The organism is Candidatus Binataceae bacterium, assembly GCA_035650475.1.
In the GTDB taxonomy this organism is placed as follows: Bacteria; Desulfobacterota; Binatia; order Binatales; family Binataceae; genus JAKAVN01.
In genome coordinates, this window is record DASRHP010000009.1 from 548355 (window position 1) to 564445 (window position 16091).

At 68.7% G+C, this 16091-nt stretch carries 13 protein-coding genes; 7 read left to right on the forward strand and 6 right to left on the reverse strand.

All coding sequences use genetic code 11. From position 1 onward, the window contains the following. Window positions 1–113 precede the first annotated feature (113 nt). Window positions 114–3902, reverse strand: coding sequence for a PAS domain S-box protein (locus VFB33_08840; GenBank protein HZO81788.1), 3789 nt, complete (start codon window positions 3900–3902; stop codon window positions 114–116). A gap of 275 nt (window positions 3903–4177) precedes the next feature. On the opposite strand from VFB33_08840, the gene VFB33_08845 reads away from it, so the two are divergent. Together VFB33_08845 and VFB33_08850 are read left to right on the forward strand one after the other, a co-directional pair. Further along, window positions 4178–5170 carry a CHAD domain-containing protein gene (locus VFB33_08845; GenBank protein HZO81789.1) on the forward strand — a complete coding sequence of 331 codons (993 nt, stop codon included), beginning with the start codon at window positions 4178–4180 and terminating at the stop codon, window positions 5168–5170. A gap of 45 nt (window positions 5171–5215) precedes the next feature. Then, window positions 5216–5434 (forward strand): hypothetical protein, encoded by a 219-nt coding sequence (locus VFB33_08850; protein HZO81790.1) that lies wholly within the window; start codon window positions 5216–5218, stop codon window positions 5432–5434. 296 nt (window positions 5435–5730) lie between these two features. Here the strand turns inward: VFB33_08850 and VFB33_08855 are convergent, their stop codons facing one another. The 4 genes from VFB33_08855 to VFB33_08870 all read right to left on the reverse strand — a co-directional run bounded on the left by VFB33_08855 (window position 5731) and on the right by VFB33_08870 (window position 11680). Further along, window positions 5731–6651 carry a 2-dehydropantoate 2-reductase gene (locus tag VFB33_08855; GenBank protein ID HZO81791.1) on the reverse strand — a complete coding sequence of 307 codons (921 nt, stop codon included), beginning with the start codon at window positions 6649–6651 and terminating at the stop codon, window positions 5731–5733. A 151-nt stretch (window positions 6652–6802) separates the two neighbouring features. After that, a complete protein-coding gene (gene coaE, locus VFB33_08860) occupies window positions 6803–7414 on the reverse strand; it encodes a dephospho-CoA kinase (GenBank protein HZO81792.1) in 612 nt (203 codons plus the stop codon). A 22-nt stretch (window positions 7415–7436) separates the two neighbouring features. Further along, window positions 7437–9227 carry an ABC transporter ATP-binding protein gene (locus VFB33_08865; protein HZO81793.1) on the reverse strand — a complete coding sequence of 597 codons (1791 nt, stop codon included), beginning with the start codon at window positions 9225–9227 and terminating at the stop codon, window positions 7437–7439. Then, window positions 9227–11680, reverse strand: a complete 2454-nt coding sequence (locus tag VFB33_08870) for a glycosyltransferase (protein HZO81794.1) — start codon at window positions 11678–11680, stop codon at window positions 9227–9229. The genes VFB33_08865 and VFB33_08870 overlap by 1 nt, the downstream gene beginning before the upstream one ends. Before the next feature lie 99 nt (window positions 11681–11779). Between VFB33_08870 and VFB33_08875 the strand changes: the two genes are divergently transcribed. After that, complete coding sequence (locus VFB33_08875) at window positions 11780–12643, forward strand: alpha/beta hydrolase (protein HZO81795.1); 864 nt, start codon at window positions 11780–11782, stop codon at window positions 12641–12643. A 35-nt stretch (window positions 12644–12678) separates the two neighbouring features. On the opposite strand, the gene VFB33_08880 is transcribed toward VFB33_08875, so the two are convergent. After that, the gene (locus tag VFB33_08880; GenBank protein ID HZO81796.1) at window positions 12679–13416 is read right to left on the reverse strand and encodes a methyltransferase; all 738 of its coding nucleotides are present in this window, start codon (window positions 13414–13416) and stop codon (window positions 12679–12681) included. On the opposite strand from VFB33_08880, the gene VFB33_08885 reads away from it, so the two are divergent. The 4 genes from VFB33_08885 (at window position 13415) to VFB33_08900 (ending at window position 16063) form a co-directional block, all read left to right on the forward strand. After that, window positions 13415–13624, forward strand: coding sequence for a hypothetical protein (locus VFB33_08885; protein ID HZO81797.1), 210 nt, complete (start codon window positions 13415–13417; stop codon window positions 13622–13624). The genes VFB33_08880 and VFB33_08885 overlap by 2 nt on opposite strands. A gap of 208 nt (window positions 13625–13832) precedes the next feature. Continuing rightward, the gene (locus VFB33_08890; GenBank protein ID HZO81798.1) at window positions 13833–14249 is read left to right on the forward strand and encodes an Hsp20/alpha crystallin family protein; all 417 of its coding nucleotides are present in this window, start codon (window positions 13833–13835) and stop codon (window positions 14247–14249) included. 155 nt (window positions 14250–14404) lie between these two features. Beyond that, window positions 14405–14986, forward strand: coding sequence for a LemA family protein (locus VFB33_08895; protein HZO81799.1), 582 nt, complete (start codon window positions 14405–14407; stop codon window positions 14984–14986). A 30-nt stretch (window positions 14987–15016) separates the two neighbouring features. After that, window positions 15017–16063 carry a M48 family metallopeptidase gene (locus VFB33_08900; protein ID HZO81800.1) on the forward strand — a complete coding sequence of 349 codons (1047 nt, stop codon included), beginning with the start codon at window positions 15017–15019 and terminating at the stop codon, window positions 16061–16063. The last annotated feature ends 28 nt before the right edge of the window (window positions 16064–16091 follow it).

Consider the following 16091-nt stretch of genomic DNA (forward strand, 5'->3'; position numbering starts at 1 on the left):
TCGCTTACCGCATCCTCCTACAGATTGCGGCGAAGTTCGAGAGCGCGCGATCCTGTGTGGCCTTACGCGGCCCGCGATGTCCGCTGGACCCCCGCCGGCCAGGGCGGCGCCTGCTACTGACCAGCGCCGCGCTTGGCGCCGCGGTTGCCGCCGGCGGTGGAGGATGCGGCGCCTTGAGCTTCGCCGCCACGCGGCGCCGCCCGCTTCGCTGCTGCGCCGCGCTCGGCCGCGATTGCCTCGCGTACGCGCGCGCATTCGGAGCTCATCCGCTCGAACATCGCGCGCGCTTCGTCGGCCCGCTCTGCCCGTGTCGCCTGCTCGACCGCACTGCACAGCTCCTGCAAGCGCTTGGCCCCGAGCCCCGCGGCGCTGCCCTTGAGCCGATGGGCCTGGATGCCGGCGGTCTTCAGGTCGCCGCGTTCCAGGGCTTCGCTGATTTTTTGGACTCCTGCCGGCGCCTCGGCGTCGAACAAGTCGAATAACTCCGCCAGCAGATCCGCGCCTTCGGCGCGCAACTCCTCGAGCGTGGCGCAATCGAGCGCGGGCTCGGTCTCTTGGGCTGGATGCGATTGCATAGCGACCTCCACATTCGCTGATGCCGTCAGCGCTGCGCTTTGGGCGAGCGCCGTCGGCTGCGATCCGTTGTGCGTGATTTGCCGCATCGCCGGCTCTGCGCCGGCGGGTGGCTCCGATTCCCCCTGCGGTTGCAGGTTAAAGACTCGCCCCAGCACGGCCGCCAGCTCCTCGGCCTTCACCGGCTTGCTCAGGTAATCGTCCATCCCGGCGGCGAGGCATTTTTCGCGATCGCCGGCGAGCGCGTGCGCAGTCATCGCGACGATCCTGGTCCGCCGCTTCGCGTGCTCGCGCCGGCGAATCTCGCGCGTCGCCTGGTAACCGTCCATCTCCGGCATCTGGCAGTCCATCAGGACCACGTCGTAGGGCACGTGCAGGACGGCTTCGAGCGCCTCGCGCCCGTTGGCGACCGTGTCGGCCTGGATGCCGAGCTTTCTTAGTTGCAGCCGCGCCAGCTTCTGGTTGATCGGGTTGTCCTCGGCGACCAGCGCGCGCAGCTTGCGCGCGGCCAGGGCGCGGGCGACCTCGCCGGTCGCCCACGGTGCGGGCCCCGGCGCAGACGCCGCTTGGCGAGGCGTGCGGCGCTCTTCGCTCTGTGCGATCGCGGTTGCAAGCTCGTTGTAAAGGGGCGATTGCTGGAGGGGCTTCGTCAGCCAGGCGCTGATCTCGACGCCGCGCAGACGCCCGGCGAATTCGCTCATCGGCCCCGCCGACGAGATGACGATAATGGGGATTTTCGCGATCGCCGGGTCGTCGCCGATTCGGCGGGCGAGCTCGATGCCGTCGGTGCCCGGCATGACGAGGTCGATGAGCGCGGCGTCGAACCGCTCGCCGCGTGCCGCCGCGCGCAGCGTCTCGAGCGCGGTCTCGGCGTCGGCGGCCGTCGCCGGCGCCATCCCCCACGCCGCGATCTGGCGCGCGAGAGCTTCGCGGCTGTCTGCGTCATCGTCCACGATCAGCACCCGCCGGCCTGCCATCGCGGGGAACGGTTCCGGCGCGCTGCGCACGCTTTTGGCCTGGCGAGCAAAGCGCGCGGTGAAGAAGAAAGTCGAGCCGTGGCCTGGCTTGCTCGTCACCCCCACGCTGCCATGCATCCGCTCCACCAGCGCGCGCATGATCGACAGGCCGAGCCCGGTGCCGCCGAACTGTCGCGTGGTCGAGGCGTCAACCTGGCTGAAGGGCTTGAAGAGCAGCGGCAGTTTCTCCTCGGCGATGCCAATTCCGGTGTCGCGCACCTCGAAGCGCAGCAACGCGTCGGACGCGCTCTCGCTGACTTTGCTGACGTGCACCGCGATTTCGCCGCGTTCGGTGAACTTGACCGCGTTGTCGAGCAGGTTTAGCAGCGCCTGGCGCAGGCGGCCGGGATCGCCGCACAGCAGGCGCGGTGTGTCAGGATCAAGCGACACGCTCAGCGCGAGTCCCTTGTGGCGCGCGCGTTCGGCCACCATCTCGGCCGCAGCTTCGACCACCGCCGTCAGCTCGAAGTCGATCTCCTCGAAAACCAGGCGGCCGCTGGCGATGCGGGAAAAATCGAGGATGTCGTTGACGATGCCGAGCAGCGCCTCGCCGCTGTCGCGCACGTCGCGCACGTACTCCAGCTGCTCGGGGCCAAGCGGCGTGTCGAGCAACAGCCCGGTCATCCCGATGATCGAATTGAGCGGCGTGCGGATCTCGTGGCTCATGTTGGCAAGGAAGTTCTCGCGGGCCTGTGCGGCGGCCAATGCGGCGTCGCGCGCCGCGGTCAGCTCGGCCTCGATCCGCTGGCGCTCGCCGATGTCGCGCGCGATCACCGACACCGCGACCAGTTGCCGTTCGGCGTCGAAGATCGGCGAGGCGACCACCGAGACGTCGAGGCTGGCGCCGTCCTTGCGCAGCCAGCGAGTTTCGTAGCGCAGGCTTTCGCCGGACTTGCGCAGGCGAGCAAAATGAGCGTCGAACTCGCCGCGCAAGTCGAGCGGCACCAGCAGCTTGGCGCTGCGCCCGACGACTTCGGCGGCCGCATAGCCGAACAGCCGCTCGGCCGCCGCATTCCAGGTGCTGATCCTCAGGTCGGGTCCGACGCTGTAGATCGCGTCACCCGAAGAGTTGACGATCGCGGCCAGCAGCGAGCGTTCGCGCTCGGCGCGCCGGCGCTCGGCGATGTCGCGCGCGCTGATCACCACCCCGCGCACCTTGCCCTCGGGGTCGCGATAGACCGCGGCGTTGAGCGAGACCGCCAGCGCCTCGGTGCTCTTGGTCAGCAGGTCGAGTTCGGCCTCGCGCACCGCGCCCTTCGCCAGCGCCTCCTCGACCAGCCGGCGCGCGCGCTCCGGATCGATAAAAATCGAGGGCAGTTCGATACCAATCAGCTCGTCGCGCGAATAGCCGGTCAAGCGCACTGCCTGCTCGTTGACGTCGATCAGTATGGCGTCGGAGTCGCTGACCAGCAGCGCGTCGAGCGAAGCCTCGACCAGGCCGCGGGTGTAGGCCTGCGCCTCGCGCAGCGCGTGCTCGATCTCCTTCTGGCGCGTGATGTCACGGGCGACCCCGGCGGTGCCGGTGATGTTGCCGGCGGCGTCGTAGGTTGGCGAGATCACCACCCACACGTCGAACCATTCGCCGTTGCGCCGGCGCCGGCGTTGTTCGTAGGCCGTTGGGCGCCCGTTCGCGAGCACGCGCGCCGCTTCCGCGCGGACCTGCGCGAGCCCCTCGTGGGGGACGAACAGGTCGAAGCCCCGGCCCAGCGCCTCGTGCGCGCTGTAGCCGTAAAGCTGTTCGGCGGCGGGGTTCCAGCTCGTGATTTGTTCCTCGCGCGAGACGCTGATTATCGCGTCGTGCGCCGCGCGCACGATCGAGGCCAGCAGGTCGCGCTCGGCTTCGACCATACTGAGCTCGGTCATGTCGTACACGCTGACGGTCGCCGTTGGCTCGCCCGCCGCCGAGGCGGGGTCAAGACTGGCGCACGCCTCGACGATGCGCCGGCGTCCCTTGGCGGTGATCGCTGCCGTGCGGAAGTGGTGAACCGCGCCGCCGAAGACCAGTGCGGCCGCACCTTTGACCGCCTCACGGAACTCGGGGGCGACGAAATCGAGTAGCGAGCGGTCGCGCGCCTGCTCGACGCTGTCGAGTTCGGCCCACGCGGCGCCAGCGGCGTCGACGTCGCGAATGAGCAGCTGCTGGTCGACCGTAACCGTGCATACCGGCGTACCCACGATCAGCGGTCGCGCCGCCTCTTCCGCCAAGCGCATCCATTCGCCGGTCGGTCGCCGGTGCGGGCCTGTGGCGGCTTCGCGCACGCTTGCGGCGGCGCGCGTTTCGTCATCGCCGATGCTCGATCGGAACTGGCCCATCCTGACAGCGCCGCTTGTAGAGTGGCCCGCATACAGGCGGTGCAAGAAGGGGACCGCGCGGGCAAATGCAATCGCATAGCGATCCGCGTCTCTGTCCCCCGCGCAGGAGCCGGCAAATGGGCCGCGTGATACCGATACCCGTCCGCTTTGCGACATGTATCAGCACCGATACGGGGGCGCCGCTTCACATTGGCCGCCAACCGCAGCATGATGGAGTCGCGCGACTCGCTGATTCAGCCCTGTCCGGGCGCGGACGGCGCGTGCGGAGAAAGCCGTTGGCAACCACCACCGTCGTGACGCCGCTGCGCAGCCGGACCCGCCCGCGGCGGTCGGCAGCCGTTTCGGCGCGCGCGCAGCTGGAATGGCTGCTGCGCGATCGGTTGCGCAAGTTCATGGCGCTGCTGCCGGCGGTCCTCGCCGAAGACGGCGCCGACCCGGTTCATGACCTGCGCGTATGGAGCCGGCGGCTGCAGCAGGTCATCGTCGCGCTGTCGCCCGCGCCGATGCCCGAGGCGGCGCGCGCGATGGTGCGCGAGGTCAGGCGGGCGCGCCGCGCGCTCGGCGTATGGCGCGACTGCGACGTGCTGCTCGAGCTGCTCGAGCGCAAGCTGCGCCGCCTGCGCAACCCGGCCGAGCGGCGCGCGTGGGAAAGGGTCCGCAGCTTTGCGCTCAAGCGGCGCGAGCGCGAGATACGCCGCGCGCGGCGCAAGCTCGCCAAGCGCAAGCTCTTCACACTCGCCCAGAGCGCGCGGCGGCTGACGGAGCAGGCGTGGCCCGGCGCCGCCGACGGCGCGCCTGACGTGACCGCGATGCTGGCCGCGGCGGTGAGCGAGGGCTACGCGCGATGGCGCGCCGCGCTCGCCCGCGCGCGCCAGACGCTCGCCGCCTCGGATGTCCACGCCTTCCGCATCGAAACCAAACGCCTGCGCTATCGAATCGAACTGATGCGCGATCTCGGCGACGCGGAGGCCGAGCCGGCGCTCGCCGGCCTGCGCGCGCTCCAGGACGCGCTCGGCCGGTGGCACGATCACCGCGAGCTGGCGCAGCTGGCGGCCGAGGCGCTCGCCGACCCGGCCTTTCTGCTCGAACAGCCGCGCGTGGCCGGCACCGTGCTGCGCAAGCTGGCGCGCGACCACGCGGCGCAGGCGCAGCGTATCCATCGTCTGCTCGAAGCGACGCACGCGGGGCTCGACGCGTCGGCGCTCAATCAGTGGATAGTACGCCGCTGCGCCGCGCCCGCCGCCGCCGGCGGCGTTCCTGCGGATTAAAGGAGAAGCCGCGGGCGCCGCTAGCGCGCGAGCGGCGACGACCGGGTGGCGAAGCTTATGCTGGCGTCACGGCTGCAAGCGGCGATACACGTGGGTGAGCTGGCGAACTGCCGCGCTTCGATCAGCGAGTCCGGCTATGCGTCGTTCGGTGCGCGGGTGAGCGAGCACGATGACCTCGCGCTCGCGCTGGCGCCGGCGCTGTGGTGGCTCACCGGCGACGCTGCTCACAACGCCTGCACGCTCGAGCCGCTGCCCTGCGGGTGAGCGTCAGGGCGCATCATACGTTCGCACCCTTTGCTCAATTGCATAATTCGCACAGGAGTCGGATGTCGCGTGCAGTATTGCTCGCGCCAAGCGCTATCGGGATCACGCGATCGAATTCCAGCCGCGCGCGCAAGCCGCATTTGACGCATTACCCGTAATCCTGTTGCCAAGCAAAAAGTCGAACTCTCTCGATATGTCCAAGATCACCAGCAGCAACCGTCTTTAACATCCGCGCCCACGCCCTTACTCTCTTCCCTTTCTCCTCGTTTGGCCGCGGATATTAAACACGGTTGGTGCTAGTCGCGCTTCCCGTCGAGCAGCTTGAGCAGTGTGTGAACGGTCTCGGTGGCGGGCACGCTCAGCCCGTGGCGGCGCGCCGCGCGCACGACCGCGCCGCTTATCGCGTCGTACTCCAGGCGCTTGCCGCGTTCGAGGTCCTGGAGCGTCGAGGTCTTGATCTCGCCCGCATTGGAGAAGCCGCGCGCGAGGTTGTACAGCTTGTCCACGTCCTCGTCGCTGATCTTCGCGCCCTCCGCTCGTCCCACCATCGCGGTCTCTTCCATCAGCCGGCGGGCGAGCGCGGCGCCGTCAGGGTCGGCGAACATCACGCCCAGCGTGCAGCGCGCGAGCGCACTTATCGTGTTCGTGCTGTTGTTACCCATCAGCTTGTTCCAGCGCACTGTCTTCAGATCGTTGGTCAGGCGGCCAAGGATGCGCGCGCGCCGGAAGGCCTCGGCGATGCGCAGGGCGCGCGGGGTCTCGCGTCCGTCGAGCTCGCCGAACTCGATGATGCCGAGCGCGGTATGGAGCAGGCGGCCGGGCGCGAGCAGCTCCGCGCCGACCCGTGCGTTGCCGCCCATTACCGACTCCGGCGGCAGAATCGTGCATAGCGCGGCCTCGTTTTCGACCCCGTTCTGGATCGTCATCACCGCGCCGCCCCCGGCGAGGCATCCGACGATTTGCCGGCCGGCGTTCAGCGTGTCGTACGATTTGACGCAGAACAGGATCAGTTCGTAGGGGGCGAATTCGCGCGGGTTGTCGGTCGCGCGGAGCGCGAGATGAAAGTTGCCGTCGGGGCTCTGCACCTCGAGCCCGCGCTCGCGCAGCACGCGCAGGTTCTCGCCCCGCGCACAATAAAAGACGTCTTCGCCGGCCTGCTGGAGGCGCGCGCCGTAAAACAGCCCTACCGCGCCGGCTCCCATCACGAGGATCTTCATCGGCTGCTCCTGCGTCCGACTTGCGATGCGCGAATTGCCCGGCAGCCGTGCTGCCGCCCCGGTTTCGCGACACGCCGACACGCCCTCTCGGCGTCGGCGCTCCACGTCGCTGGTATCTCTTTTCGCCCCGCCGGCGCAGCGGGTCAAGCGATCAGGCGGCGCGCGCGAGCGCCTCGCGCCACAAGCGCGTGACGGTTGCGCGCAGGTCGTCGAGCGTGCCGTCGTTGGCGATCACGATCGTCGCGTGCTTGCGCCGCTCGTCGTCGGAAAGCTGGGCGCGGATGCGCGCCTCGGTCTGCTCAGGCTTCATCCCGCGGTCGCGCTCGACCCGCTCGATAACATGCTCGCGCGAGGCGACGACCAGCCAGATCTCGTCGAACAGGGGCTGCCAGTTCGCCTCGATCAGAATGGCCGCCTCAATCACGATCGGGCGCGTCTCGCCCGCGCGCCGCATCGCGGCCACCATCTCGCGCATCCGCGCGAACATTTTCGGATGCACGATCGAGTTGAGCCGCTTGAGCGCCGCGGGATCGCCAAACACGATCGGCCCGAGCTTGCGCCGGTCGATGGTGCGGTCGGGAGCGAGGATCTCCGCGCCGAAGGCGTCGATCAGGTCCTGGTAGGCGGGGCCGCCGGGCGCGTAGATCGCATGGCCGACCTTGTCCGCATCGATAATCGGCGCACCCAGCTCGGCCAGTATCTTCGCGGCCGTGCTCTTGCCCGAGCCGATCCCGCCGGTCAACCCGATCGTCAATTGCTTCACCGTTGCCGCTCCCGTGCGATTCTCAGCCTGCGGCTTCGCGTCCCCACGACTGAAGGTTGTAGAGGTAGCTGAAGAAGCCGCCTTGCGAAAGCAGCTCGCCGAAGGTTCCCTGCTCGGCAATTTGACCGTCGCGCAGGACCAGGATGCGGTCGGCGTTTTGGATGGTCGAGAGGCGATGGGCGATGACAAGGGTCGTGCGCCCGCGCATCGCCTCGCGCACCGCCGCCAGCACCAGCGCCTCGGTCTCGGCGTCGAGCGCGCTGGTCGGCTCGTCCATCACGAGGATCGGAGCGTCGCGCAGCAGCGCGCGCGCAATCGTCACGCGCTGTGCCTCGCCTTCGGACAGGCTGTGGCCACCTGGGCCGACGACTTCGTCGAGCCCGTTGGGCAGCCGCGCGATAACGGGATCGAGACGCGCCAGCGAAGCGGCGCGCTCTATTTCATGGGCGCTCGCGCCCGGGCGGCCGAGTGCGATATTCGCGCGCATCGTGTCGTACAGCACCAGCGGCGGCTGCAACACCATCGCGACATTGCGCCGCAGCGACTCCAGCGTGAAATTCGCCGCGTCGTGCCCGTCGATTCGCACCTCGCCCGCCTGCGGCTCGTAAAAGCGCACCAGCAGGCTCGCCATCGTGGTCTTCCCTGCGCCGCTCGGCCCGACGATCGCAACCGTCTCGCCGCGCCGCGCGCGAAAGCTCACGCCCTTGAGCACCGGATGGCCGGCCTGGTAGGCGAACACGACATTGGCGAATTCGACGTCGCCTCCGGCGCGGCCGAGCGCGCGCGCGCCGGGGTGGTCTTTTATCTCGGGCTCGATTTCCAGCAGCTCCAGGCATCGGCGCAGGCCCGCGGCCGCAGCCTGCACCAGCCCGTAGGTCTGGAACATCTGGTTGATCGGCGCATAGAGCGAGGCGAGATAAGTGGCGAACACGATCAGGTCGCCGATCGTGAGCCTCCCATCGAGTACGTGCCGCGCACCGATGTAGATCACCGCGGCGGTGCCGATTGCGATCAGCACGTTGACCGCGCCCGCGTACATCGTCTGCAAGGTGTACAGGCGCAGCGTCTCGCCGAGGCTGTCGCTGCTCGATTCGACGAACTCGCGGTACGACTCGGCCTCGCGGGTGAACGCCTGCACGACATGGATCGCGGCGAGCGAGCGGTGAGCGACGGTATAAAGGCGGCTTTCCTTGACGCGCGCGAGGGCTGCGAGCCGCTCGATCGGGCGGCTCGCGGCCGCGATCAGGATCGCCAGCAGCGGCACCACCAGCAGAGCGGCCAGCGTAAGCTCGGTGTCGATCCGGACCATCACACAGAACATCGCAACCAACATCACGGTCGACGACAGCAGCGGGAACAGGCCGTTCATGGCGATCTGCTGGACCGAGAAGGCGTCGTACGCGATGCGCACCATCAGGTCGCCGATCCCGCGCCGACGATGGAACGAGAGCGAGAGTCGCTGCAGATGGTCGAACATCTCGGCACGCAACTCGTTGACCATCCGCTGACCGATCGAAATGGAAACGTAATTGTTGAAGACGCTGACCAGGCCGAGCATCAGGTAGAGCGCAACCAGCCCGAGGCATGCCCATGCGAGCAGCGCCGTCGGCGCCAGGTCGAGCGCGCGCGCCGGAACCCACGCGCCGGCAAGCGGAGCGCCGCGCAGCACGTTGTCGATCACGATCTTGAGCGGCCAGGGCTTGAGCACCTCCAGCCCTGCCGCCAGCACTACGCCGAGGATCGCGAAGGCAAGCCGCCCCAGATGCGGCCGCATCCGGCGCACGACCATGCGCAGCAGAGCCGGTGTGCTCATCAGGCGGCCTCTTCTCCTTCCACTTCGGCGCGCGCGCCGAGCGCGGCGAGCGCCTCCGCCGCGGCGGCCGTCAGATTGGCGGGCAGCCATCGGATGCGCGCCAGCTCGATAAGCGCGACGCCCAGCGTCGAAGCCAGAACGATCGCGACGACCATCGCGGCGTCGAAGCCGCCGAGCGCCAGCACCAGCGCCCATCCGCCGAGCCACAGCGCTATGGCCGGCGCGTTGACCGACACCCGCCACGAAAGCGCGACACGGCCGTCGTCCTGCGCCAGCAGATTCAGTCGCAAGCGCAGCGGCTCCGGCAGGACGACCATCAGATCGTACGGCTCGTAACCGTCGCTCTTCGCCGCGGCAAAACCCCGCCGCACGAGCGCCGCGCGCAGCGCGTCCGCCGCGGCGTCGCCCGGTTTGAGCGCGCCGCCCTGGGCTCTGAGGACGATTCGCCCCCGGGTGTGCAGCCACTGCGCGACGCGGTCGCCCTGTTGCGCCAGTCCGTACGGCCATCGCCGCCTGCGCGCCCACGCTCTCACCAGGGGTCCGGCGAAATTCGCAAGGCCGAGCCAAATGCGTGCAAGCTGGCGGTCGCGCGCCGGTCCAAAGCGCTGTCGGGCGGCGGGAACGATCGCGCTTGCGAGCGCGGCGGCGAGCCCGGCGAATCCGAGCCACGACCACGGGGCCGTCGCGATTCGTCCGAGCAGGATCAGCAGAATCGAAATCCCGAGCCATAGCGGCGTTAGCGGAATTTGCAGCAGCGGTGAGCCGTCCGCCCCCGGATAGATAGTCTGAAACAACCCGCGACCGAAGGCGCCGTAATAGATGCGCGCGCCACCGAGCAGCGAGCCGAGCCAGGAATCGCCGCCGTAAACGCCCCCAGGGCGGGCGCGCGTCGGATATTTGCGAAACAGCAGCTCTTCACCATGGCCATAGCCGCGCTGCTGCTGAAGATACGCGCGCATCGTCGGGCGGCGTTGATGAATTACAACCGCGCCGGGCGCGCATGCGATCGCCGACTTCCGCTCGCAAAGCCGCCAGGAGAAATCGACGTCGTCGCCCGCCGCGGTGAACATCGGGTCGAAGCCTCCGAGCGCCGCGGCGGCTTCGCGGTCGATAATCATGTTGCATCCGCAGAGCTGCGCGAGCGTATCGTCGCCGGCGCGCACTTCGCGCGGCTGGCCGGGCGCCACGCAAAGCGCGGCCGCCAGCGCGGAGGCGGGCGGTGGGGGAAAGTTCGGGCCGCCCGCCGCTGCGGCCTCGCGCCGCGTGATGGTTTCGACCAGATGGTAGAGCCAATCTCGGTCGGCGCGGGCGTCGGCGTCGATGAATGCGATGTAGCGGCCCGTGGCGGCCGCCAGAGCGGCGTTGCGCGCGGCACCGAGTCCGCGATGCTCCAGGCACAGCGTGCGCACGCCGGCGTGCTCGGCGATCTCGCGCGTTGCGTCGGTCGAGCCATCGTCGGCAACGATCGTTTCGTAGTCGGGATAATTGAGCCGGGCGAGGGAGTCGAGGCACGCGCCCAGGGTTGCCGCGGCATTGTAGGCGGGCACCACGACCGACACCTTCGGATATGCGCCAAGCGGCGGCGGCAGCGCACCGCGGAAGACCGCGTTCACCGCGTCGAACGCGCGTTTTTTGGTGCGTTCGCGAGTCACGAGGCCGAATGCCCAGTCGGTGATCTCGGCGCCGCCGGTATGCCATTCGTCGGTGAAAGCGAAGACGACGAAGCCCGAGAGCCCCAGCTCGAACGCCGCGCGCGCCTGCCATCCGAGCAGCTCGGCTTGATGCGCCTCGCCCTCGCGGATCGTGTCCATGCCGGTTTCGCTCAGGACCAGCGGGCGTTCCCCCGTCGTCGCCATCAGATGGGTCAGGTAGCGGCGGAAGTCGGCCTCGCGATGGAGATAGACGTTGAAGCAGATGAGGTCGAGAAAATTCAGATCAAGATACTCGGCCGAAGGGTAATTGGAATACGTAAATAGCGAGTCAGGCGCGAGGCTTTTGCCGATATCGTAAAGCTCGGCGAGGAAGCGACTGACTGCTCGCGCGCCGTGCCAGCGCACGATGTCCGAGCGGATCTCGTTGCCGATGCTGAAGGCGAGGATCACGTCGGCGAAGCGGCGCATCTCGCCGACCGAGTCGCGGATGGTCTTGCGGATATCGGCGGCCATCCGGCGCGAATCCAGAAACGCCATGTGGAACGGCCACGGCATCCCGACCATCAGCCGCAGTTCGTGTTTCGCCGCCAGCTCGAACATCCACGGCGGCGGCGGTACGTAGGTGCGCACGACGTTGGCGCCCAGCTCGCGCATCATGGCGAAATCCGCGGCCGCACGCTCGGGCTCGGGATACCGCTCGCCGCGCGAGTTGGGGTGAAACGGACCGTAAGAGACGCCGCGCGCGTAGAACTTGCGCTCACCCTCGAACAGGAATTTGCCGCGAGCAACGAGGCGATCCATCCCGATGAGCTAATCGCAAACCGTCGGGGCGCGCAACGCGGCTTTCCGCGCGCGAAGGTTTGATCGGAGCGTCGGCTCGCCTGTATTTTGCGCTTCAGCATGGACATCCGAACCGACGAACCGCGAAGCTTTTTCGTTGACGCGAACGGAATCCGCCTGCACGCGCTGGACTGGGGCGGCACCGGCGCGCCGATCATCATCCTGCACGCGACCGGCTTTATCGGGCGGCTGTACCGGCCGATCGCGCTCGCGCTGCGCGAGGCGGGCCACGTTTACAGCTACGACCAGCGCGGCCACGGCGACAGCTCGCGTCCGGCCGACGGTGACTACAGCTGGGAGCGCACGGTCGATGACCTGCGCGCATTCATCGCGGCGCTTGGGCTCGAAGGCGCGCGCGGGTTGGGCCATTCGGCAGGCGCGACTGCGGTCGGCGCACTCGCCGGCGAGCGACCGGACCTGGTCTCGCGCGCCGTGTTGGTCGAGCCGGTGGTCTTCGATGAAGTGCCGATCGAAGGGGAGAGCGAGCGTCAGAACGAACTTTATACGCGGACGATTAAACGCAAGCGATGGTTCGAGAGTGTCGATGCGATGTTCCGCAATTTCGGAAACAAACCGCCCTACGACACCTGGCGGCGCGACATGCTGCGCGAGTACTGCGAGCATGCGACGTGGCCGGCGCCGAACGGCGGCGTGGAACTCAAATGCCCACCGGAGGTCGAGGCCGAGTATTACGCGCGCTCGCGCCAGTACGTCGGTTTGCCGCTCATCCTGAGCAGTCGCGCGCCGCTGCTGGTGATGTTCGGCGCGAACAGCGATTCGGTCGGCAACGCGATCTCAGAGAAGATCTCTACACAGCTCAGGCACGGGCGCGTGGTGACGATTGCCGGCACCGGACACTTCCTGCCGATGGAGCGGCCGGAGGAGGTCGCGCGGATGGCGCGCGAGTTCTTCGCCGAGGCGTAGGCGAGCGGCCGTGGCCGGGCGCGCAGCATCGCCGGCTATGGCCGCCCCAGCAGCGCGCGCGCCTCGACGCTGAACACGCCGGGCGCGCGGTACATCACCAACGGCGGCTCGACTGCGACTTCGACGCCGCCGCCCTTGCGCGCCTCGACCAGCACGGTCGAGGCGCGCGCGTCGGCAGCCGGGTGGACGAAGCGGATACGCTTGGGCTCAAGGCGTGCGGCGCGCAGTGCCGAGACGAGCTCGGCGCTGCGCGCCGCCGCAAACACCATCGCGACGCGCCCGCCGTGGCGCGTCCAGCGCGCGGCGGCGGCGACAAAGTCGGCCAGCGTCGCGGCGCTCTCGGCGCGTGCCGCGCGCCGGCCCGGCTCGGGGCTTTCGCGCCCGCTCTGGCGGGCGCGAAAGGGCGGATTGGCGACGACCAGGTCGAAGCTGCCAGGCGCAGCGCCGAGCGCGTGCCGGCTGCGCAAATCGGCGCATACGGCGCGCACGCGCGAAAGCCCGTTGAGCGCCGCGTTGCGCTCGATCATCGCCCCAAGCGCGGGCTGAAACTCAAGCGCGACGACTTCGCGCGGCGCGCCCAGCCGCGCGAGCGTCAGTGCAACGACGCCGCATCCGGCGCCCAAGTCGAGCACGCGCTCGCCCGCGCGGGCCGCCGCGAAGCGCCCGAGCAGCACCGCCTCGACCGAGAAGCGGTAGCCGCGCCGCGGCTGGTAAAGGCGCAGCGCGCCGCCTAGGATCGCGTCCAGCGTTTCAGCGGCGGCCTGTTCGTTCATGGATTCCAGTGCACAAGGCGAGCGCTACGCGCGCCTGTTCCGCAAGGCCGGCGCGCATCTCGCCAAGGGCAAGGTAGCGCGCGCGCTTGAAGTGCTCAAAGAGGGGCGCGCGCTCGCCGAGCGCAACGGCCATCTCAGGATGGCGCGGATGTTCGCGGCCGAGATCGAGCGCGCCGGACGCGTCCCCGATCGGGACGCCGGCGCGTAATCATTCCGTGTCTTCCGGTCAAGCCCCGTTCGACGCATAAAGCCGCACGCCCCGTGCGGTTTTTGTATCGAACACTCAAGCGGCCGGCGCTTGACGGCGGGCGGTTCGTACTTAGTTTTCGATCAGCGAGGCGCGAACGAAAAGCGGGCGCGCCGGCCACAATACATAACACGCCACTGTTGGCGGGAGGGTTTTGACTATGGAAGTGATGCTCGGAGACGGATACGCGAACGGATGGCTCTACGACAGGCTCAACCGCTTCTTCAACGACGTGCCGTGGGTTCCGGAGACGGAACGGCGCCCGGCGACCGACGTGATCGAGGACGGCGAGGGATACCATTTCTACTTCGAGATGCCCGGCATCAAGGCCGACTCGGTCGAGGTTCGGGTCGAGGATGGTCGGCTGGTGATCGAAGCCGAGCGTAAGCGACCAGAGTGGCCGAAGGACGCGCAGGTGCACGTCGCCGAGCGCACCTGGGGCAAGCTCACGCGGGCTTTTGTGCTGCCCGAGGATGCCAGCCATGACGCGATCAAGGCGACCTATCGCGACGGTGTGCTCGAAGTGACGGTGGCCAAGAAGCCCGAGGCCAAGCCGACGAAGATCAAGGTCAACGTCGAGAACTGAAGCACGCAAGCGCGCGCCGCGCGGCCGCGGCGCGCAAGCATCGCGCGCCGGCGGCGCGGACGACGTCCGCACAAGGACGCTCGCTCGGTTCACCGGCGCGCGTCTGCTATTCTGGATTGTGCGCGGCAGCGGCCGGCGAAAGGATGGTCCCGAATATGAGCGGCTCAACGGTCGTGCTGATTGTCGTGCTTCTGATCGTCGGCTGGGCAGTGGTCGCTTACAACGGCCTGGTCAGCCTGCGCAACCAGGTGCAGAACGCCTGGCGCCAGATCGACGTCCAGCTGCGCCGGCGCCACGACCTCATCCCCAACCTGGTCGAGGCGGTCAAGGGCTACATGCAGTTCGAGCGCGACACTCTGACCCAGGTGGTCGAGGCGCGCGCGCGCGCGGTCGCCGCCACCGACCAGGCCTCGCGCATCGCGGCCGAAAACCAGATCACCGCAGGATTAGGTCGGCTGCTCGCGGTGATGGAAAACTACCCGCAGCTCAAGTCGGATCAGAACGTGCTCAAGCTCCAGGAGGAGGTGACCACGACCGAGAACCAGATCGCGTTCTCGCGCCAGGCGTACAATGACTCAGTGATGCAGTTCAACACGCGCATCGAGAGTTTCCCCTCCAACCTGATCGCCAGCAACTTCGGCTTCAAGCAGGCCGACTACTTTCAGGGCGCACCCGAGGACCAGGCGGTGCCGAAGGTCGATCTGTCGATGCGCGCGCCGGGCGCGCCGCGCGCCTGAGCGCCGGCACAAAGGGCGGACGGAAGGCGGATGGCGGCCGCGCGCGCCGACTTCTGGGAGATGGAGCGGCGCAATCGCCGCCAGACCGCGCTGCTGGTCGCGGTCTTCGTCGCGCTGTTCGCCGCGCTCGGATGCGGTCTGGATTTCGAGTTCGGCAACCTCGCGATCGTCGACGGCGCGCTCGTCGGCTTTCCGCTGCTGACGATGATCGCGCTCGTCTTCGCGAGCTTCCAGTCGCTGCTCTCATATTACGGCGGCGCTTCGTTGGTGCTCGCTTCGGTGCAGGCGCGCGAGCTCACGCCCGACACGCCGCGGCATCAGATGGTGCTCGATGTGGTGCGCGAGATGGCGCTGGCGGCACGGATGCCGGTGCCGAAGGCATACCTGATGGACGATCCGTCGCCCAACGCGTTCGCGACCGGGCGCGACCCCGAGCACTCGGTCATCTGCGTGACCCAGGGGCTGCTCGACACGATGGACCGCGAGCAGTTGCAGGGGGTGATCGGTCACGAAATGGCGCACGTGCGCGACTACGACATCCGCACGATGATGATGATCGCGGTGCTGGTGGCGGGCGTGGCGATGCTGGCCGACTTCATGTACCGCTCGATGTGGTATACGGGCGGGATCGGCGGCGGGCGGCGGCGCGGCGGCGATGACCGCGAGGATGGCGGCGGCAACGCCGGCGCGATTATCGCGCTGGTCGTCTTCATCCTCGGCGTGCTCGCGCCGATCTTCGCGCAGCTGCTCGCGATGGCGGTGTCGCGCGAACGCGAGTATCTTGCCGACGCCGCTTCGGTCGAGTTCACGCGCAATCCGCGCGCGCTCCTGCGCGCGCTCGAGCGGATTGCCGAGACCGAGTCACCGCTGCGCCGCGCCTCGCGCGGCACCGCGCACATGTTCATCGTCAATCCGCTGGAGGGCGCGCGTGAGGACGACGAGGGCTTCTTTGCCAACCTGTTCTCGACCCATCCGCCGCTCAGCCGCCGGATCGCGCGGCTGCGCGCGATGGCGGGCGAGATGCCCGTGGACGCTTCGGCGCCCGTTGCCGAGGGCGCGGGTGCCTCGCGAGCGTAGCCGCGGCCGGCGGAGGCGGCCGTCCCGC